A 5,102-nucleotide genomic window follows, 5' to 3' on the forward strand; every position below is an offset into this window, starting at 1 on the left:
TTGCCCTCTTCAGGCTTGCGCCGGAACGAGCCTGCATGAACTTCATAGACAGAGATCGCCGCATCCAAGCCATGACGGCCATGGCGTGTCTTCAGCCAAGCTTGGTCGCTATCGACTTGTTTGGGCGCGTCTACCAAGCGGCTGGCATTGGCGGGTCGAAGCTCTGCCGCCTGTCCAAATGGGTCCGACTTCAAGGGCTGAAGATCGCCATTTGCGCCGATGATCTCATATTTATAGATGTCATTGGCAGAAAGGCCGGGGATGAAAATCTCCCAAATGCCGGCATCATGGAGCTTGCGCATAATGTGGCGACGCCCATCCCAATTATTGAAAGGGCCGACCACTGACACCCGTTGGGCGGCAGGGGCCCAGACGGCAAAGGCAAAGCCTTCGACTTGATCCAAAGTGACCCGGCGTGCGCCAAGACATTCCCAAGCCCGCCACAATTGACCTTGGCGGAAGCGGAGAATTTCTTTCGTGCTTAAAACGCTCGCAAACCGATAGGGGTCTTCAAGGCGGACGACTTCCCCATCCCACGTGGCTAGATAATGGTAGGTAAGCGCCTGTTTCTTTGATTGGGCAATTTGGGCCACGAACAGCCCATCTGGATGCACTTTGGTCATGTTGATCGAAAGTTTTTGACCCTCACAAACCAAGGTGACCGCATCGGCTGCTGGCAAGAAGCAGCGCACCGTCATCTCGCGTGTCCCGTCATCAAGATGTGGGCCCAAGAAAGCAAATGGGTTCGCGTGAGTTCCCTTGATCAAGGCCAGCACTTCGCTCTGCTCTGCCAGTGAAGGCCCGACATTTGCCGCGCCAGTTACGGCTGCCTTTGTCGGCTTTGCCCGGGTCGTCTTAAGGGCCATTAGCGCGCATCCTCATAAAAAATCGTGTCGTCCAAGCTGGCCTTTTGCGCGCTCTGCCGATCCCGACGACGCGCGTCGGCATAGGCATTTTCGCGGCGCGACTGCAGCATTTCCGAATCCGCTTGTGAAAAATGACCGCTTTTGGAGAGGCGCGCCTCAATCCCGAGGCGGATGGCCTCGATTACGGCCGCATACGCAATATAGTCGCTCAAACCAGCATCAAATTGGCCAAGGGAAATGGTGGCAGGCAGGCCCGCATGGCCGATCAGGGCAACCCGCCCGCCTTGCGCACAAATATCTTGTAGGCTTTGCTCCACCTCGGGGATGCGCAAACTCGACTTCAGCGCGATAACCAAAACGCTGTCGCGCCGCCCACTGATATCTGCTGTGGTTTGATCGCACGTTTCTAGCCCGCAGCCGCGCAAAGCGCTTACCAGCGTGTCGGCAAACAGGGTTTCTGCACCAGAATGCAGCACGATGATTCGCCCGCTGCCTGCGCAAATCTCCAAAAGCGTATCAATCTCATCAAGGGCTAGGCCAGCACCCTTCTGTCCAAGTGTCTTGGTGACTTGTTCGAATAAAGCCTGACCCAGGCCGCTAGGGCCCTTCACATGCGGGTTCTGACGGCTCATGGACAAAGTTCGGCGTTCAAGATCACGTGCGAGGCTGAGCTTGAAATCCATGAAGCCCATACAGCCAATCGCTTTGCAAAAGCGCATGATCGTGGGCTCTGAGACATCCGCACGCTCAGCCAGATCGGCGATCGACATTTCAACCACCACCGTCGGGCGACCCAGAACAAAGCGGGCGACGCGCTGTTCAGACGGGCGCAATTCGGCAAGATGAGAATCGATCTGACTGATGATCATCGCCTTTTTCCCCCCGCCCTTTGTTTGCTGACTTGATTTATACGAATATTCTGCGCCCAATGCCAGCCTTGAACGCGTGTTGCGCAGGTTTTGTAGTTTTGCTACATCAAATGTGCAATACCAAAATCAAAGAACGGCATGGCGACCCTACACAGGGCGGAAACTGCAGTCGGGGAGAGAAATGGGCCTAGTCGGGAATTTATCTTGGCTTGGGACCGATATTTAGCTTAGCGGCAATGACTTGTCGGTTCGATAAATGGTTCCTCCGCGACTGAAGTTTTCCTGCGTCCGCCACTAAAGCACGGGCAGGACAAAGCATGGCTGGCATCACTTTTGAAACCGTCGCAAAGCGATATGGCGAAACTGATGTCATTAAAAACCTCTCTCTCGACATCAAGGACGGCGAGTTCATGGTGTTGGTTGGTCCCTCGGGTTGTGGCAAATCGACCGCCCTGCGGATGATTGCGGGCCTCGAATCGGTCTCGGCGGGCCAATTAAAAATCGCAAATCGGGTCGTCAATGATTTGAAGCCCAAAGACCGCGATGTCGCCATGGTGTTTCAGTCCTATGCGCTTTACCCACATATGACGGTTCGCCAGAACGTTGCCTTTGGTCTTGAAGTGCGCAAAATGCCCAAGGCCGAAATTGAAAAGCGCGTTCAAGAAGCTTCGGCGATCTTGGGTCTCGACCCGTATCTGGACCGCAAGCCAAAGGCGCTGTCAGGTGGCCAACGGCAACGTGTGGCGCTTGGCCGTGCCATTGTTCGTGACCCTTCGGTCTTTTTGTTCGACGAACCCTTATCAAACCTCGACGCTAAATTGCGGACGGGTATGCGGGCAGAGATTTCGCGTCTGCAGAAGCGCCTAGGCACCACCGCCGTTTACGTCACTCACGACCAAACTGAAGCGATGACCATGGGCGATCGGATTGCGGTTTTGGCACCTTTGGCAGAGGCAGGCGACAGCAATCTGATGCAAGTCGGCACGCCCCTGGAGCTTTACCACCGCCCTAGCAGCGTCTTTGTGGCCCGCTTCATTGGTGCGCCCAGCATGTCGATTTTGACGACCCATTTGGTAGGGCGCGCGATTGCCCATGCCGCTTCGCCTGGCTTCACCATGCCGGAGCGGTGGGAGCTGAGCAGCCAAACAGGCGACAGTGTCCTGCTCGGCTTCCGGCCTGAGGACGTCCGTCTAGTCGGCCAAAACAGCTTTGAGAAGGCTGCCCATTTCAAGGGCCGGGTCGAGATGGTCGAGACCTTGGGGCACGAGGTCCTAACCCATCTCGACGTGGACGGCGCCACTTTAATCGCAAAGAGCCAAGGCGAGGCGCCCATCCCGAAACTGGGCGAAATGGTCGAAGTTGAAGCTGATTTGAGCAAGGCTCACTTCTTTGATGCGTCGACAAACTTGCGCCTGACCGAGAAGGCTTAAGCGATGGCCTTACGCACAAGTCACGGGGGATCACCCACCAAACGATCATTCTTAGCTGCAGGGCTTGGTCTGTCAGGCACTGCGCTATTGGCGGCGTGCGGTAAATCCGCAGATAGTAAGCGCCCGGCACTGGTGGTTTGGCATTCCTATCGCGGACGCGAGAAAGCCGCCCTTGAAGAAGTTGCCGCGCTTTATTCGGCCCAAGCTGCGGGCAAGGCCCGCCCTGTCCGCTGTGTTGGCGTGCCCAATGATGCCTTTGCCGACAAGCTTTCCGCCGCGGTGCCCCGCGGGAAGGGACCAGACTTATTCATCTTCTCCCATGACCGTTTGGGCGGTTGGGTCGAGAGCGGCAAAACTGTCGCGCCCATCGATTTCTTCTTGAACGAGGAGGATCGTCAAAGCTTTTTGCCCGGCATGTTGGATGCCACGACCTATAAGGGCGTCACCTATGCTTTGCCGCTGAATTTTAAATCAGCGGCTTTGATCTATAATAAAAAGATGGTGCCCAACCCGCCGCGCACCACCAAAGAGCTTGTCGAGATTGCGACCAGACTGACCGATAAAAGTCGCGGTCGATTTGGCTTTGCCTACGCCTATGACGATTATTTCTTCCATGCCGGCATTGGCAATGGCTTTGGCGGCGGTGCCTTTAATGCGGCTGGCGATCTGATCTTAAATGATCCTGCCAATGTCGCGGCCTCTGATCTGGTACGCAAGTGGCGATCCGAACTCAATCTCTTACCGGATGATCCCGCCAACTCTTTGGTGACGGCGCTGTTCAATGAAGAGCGCGCGGCGATGGTCATGAGTGGGCCGTGGTTCTTAGGCGAGGCTTCAAAGTCGATTGATCTGGGAATTGCGGTTCTGCCGATGATATCTGAGGCCGATGATAAGCCGATGCGGCCTTGGATGACGATTGAGGCCATTTATCTGGCGGCTGGTACGCCAGACGAGCATGAGGCGTGGCAATTCGCTAAGTTTCTCGCAGGGCCACAGGCCTCGGCCATCATGGCGCAAAAGGGCGGGCAATTGCCGGCCTCGCAAGCGGCCTATAGCGTCCCTGCTATTGCCAACGACCCCATCATCTCCGCCTTTAAGGCCCAAGGTGCCTTGGCCGTTCCCATGCCCAATTTGCCGGAGATGACACTGGTTTGGTCACCCGCTGATAAAGCGATGAAGCGGTTCACCAAAATGGAGACTACCTCGCTATCGGCGTGGAATGATTGTCAGACAGAGGTTCAAGCCGCCATTGACGCCTTGCGGGCTTCCCAAGCTGGGGGGCGGGCATGAGAAATAATCTAAGCGCTATCTTCTTTGCCCTGTTGGTCGTTATATCCGGGGCTTTATTCTTCCTCCAACAAGCCGCCCAACATCGCGATCAAGCGGCAGCGGGCGCTGTTGCTTTGGTCACCGCTTCTGATTTGGCCAAGCTTGGTTCAACAGGCCTAGAGGCGGGGCTGAGCGAGCAAGTCGTGGGTTCCATGATGGCAGATGTGCTCAAGCGCTCTGGCCGGGAAGGGGACCGTTTTCGCCTGGTCATGCGACGCACAAAGCAATTGTCAGCCAGTAATTGGCCAGGTGAAGCCGCGCCACGCCCTCTGGAAATCAGCGAAAAACCTTTGTTCGATTTGATACTCGGTTTGCCTGTGGCTGGCGCGAAGCTCGACCCTACCGCAGAGGGGGCCCATGCGGCCGCGCCGCTGGTTGTGGCTGGACAACGCGTCGGCATGCTCGAGATTATCCATACGTCGCAAGTCGCTGGCCCACCTCTGATCTCCCTGCTTCAGGGGGGAGCGATTGGCTTGGGCGTGTTGGCCATCGTGGGTCTTGCCCTCGTCCAACCAAAATTGGGTGCCTGGGCCGGTGTGGTTCTGCCCCTTGGTGTAGCCTTCGTCGTTGGGCAGTTGACCGGGGCCAATTTGGCCAGCACGGCACAA

At 56.5% G+C, this 5,102-nt stretch carries 4 protein-coding genes and 1 pseudogene; 3 read left to right on the plus strand and 2 right to left on the minus strand.

The window, feature by feature from the left end; translation table 11 throughout:
• Together ACIQ20_RS15710 and ACIQ20_RS15715 are read right to left on the minus strand one after the other, a co-directional pair.
• Positions 1-866, minus strand: a pseudogene (locus tag ACIQ20_RS15710) (hypothetical protein); the annotation flags it as partial.
• On the minus strand, positions 866-1,735 hold the full coding sequence (locus tag ACIQ20_RS15715; RefSeq protein WP_395781959.1) for a MurR/RpiR family transcriptional regulator: 870 nt from the start codon (positions 1,733-1,735) through the stop codon (positions 866-868). The gene ACIQ20_RS15715 and the pseudogene ACIQ20_RS15710, both read right to left, overlap by 1 nt.
• Positions 1,736-2,052: 317 nt before the next feature.
• On the opposite strand from ACIQ20_RS15715, the gene ACIQ20_RS15720 reads away from it, so the two are divergent.
• The 3 genes from ACIQ20_RS15720 to ACIQ20_RS15730 form a co-directional block, all read left to right on the plus strand.
• Entirely contained in the window at positions 2,053-3,165 is a 1,113-nt protein-coding gene (locus ACIQ20_RS15720; RefSeq protein ID WP_395781961.1) for an ABC transporter ATP-binding protein, read from the plus strand.
• 3 nt (positions 3,166-3,168) lie between these two features.
• Positions 3,169-4,455 carry an extracellular solute-binding protein gene (locus ACIQ20_RS15725; RefSeq protein WP_395781963.1) on the plus strand — a complete coding sequence of 429 codons (1,287 nt, stop codon included), beginning with the start codon at positions 3,169-3,171 and terminating at the stop codon, positions 4,453-4,455.
• A partial coding sequence (locus ACIQ20_RS15730; RefSeq protein WP_395781965.1) for a hypothetical protein occupies positions 4,452-5,102 on the plus strand: 651 nt, incomplete at its 3' end. The genes ACIQ20_RS15725 and ACIQ20_RS15730, both read left to right, overlap by 4 nt.

It is taken from the genome of Aquidulcibacter sp. (assembly GCF_044346625.1).
Classification (GTDB): Bacteria; Pseudomonadota; Alphaproteobacteria; order Caulobacterales; family Aquidulcibacteraceae; genus Aquidulcibacter.

Excerpts from the sequence above, each read along its gene's own strand:
- ACIQ20_RS15715 (WP_395781959.1), bottom strand. The coding sequence starts at position 1,735 with ATGATCATCAGTCAGATCGATTCTCATCTTGCCGAATTGCGCCCGTCT.
- ACIQ20_RS15720 (WP_395781961.1), top strand. The coding sequence starts at position 2,053 with ATGGCTGGCATCACTTTTGAAACCGTCGCAAAGCGATATGGCGAAACT.
- ACIQ20_RS15725 (WP_395781963.1), top strand. The coding sequence starts at position 3,169 with ATGGCCTTACGCACAAGTCACGGGGGATCACCCACCAAACGATCATTC.